Origin of the sequence: Pseudomonas citronellolis (assembly GCF_029335315.1) — a bacterium.
GTDB lineage: Bacteria > Pseudomonadota > Gammaproteobacteria > Pseudomonadales > Pseudomonadaceae > Pseudomonas > Pseudomonas citronellolis_A.
Genome location: NZ_JARJLT010000415.1, coordinates 1 through 344 on the forward strand (window position 1 = coordinate 1; position 344 = coordinate 344).

Genomic DNA, 344 nt, shown 5'->3' on the forward strand with positions numbered 1-344 from the left:
TTGGATAAGGCCTTCAACGTTTCCAGCGACGACATCAACAAAATCACCAAAGGTTTCAAGCTGGGGACCCTGGAGGGTATTGCCGGCATGACTGCCTACAACGCCCTGCAAGGTCTTGCTCAAGCGGGTATGCAAACAGCTGCGTTTGGCGGGAGCTTCGGCGACAACCTAGGTAGTGCCATGGCCGCACAGGCTGGCAATGTCGGGATGGCTGTTGGTTTCAACATGATCGGCGACTGGGCCTTGGGTAAATACCCTGACGGCAGCCCACAGAAAATCATGGCGCATGCGCTGATGGGTGGCCTGATGGCCGAAGCCACCGGCAGTGACTTCAAGACCGGCGC

Annotated in this window: 1 protein-coding gene; it reads left to right on the top strand. The window is 57.6% G+C overall.

Annotated elements, in window-relative coordinates:
* The coding region (locus P3W75_RS31500; protein ID WP_276231254.1) for a DUF637 domain-containing protein at positions 1-344 on the top strand (344 nt) is incomplete at both ends.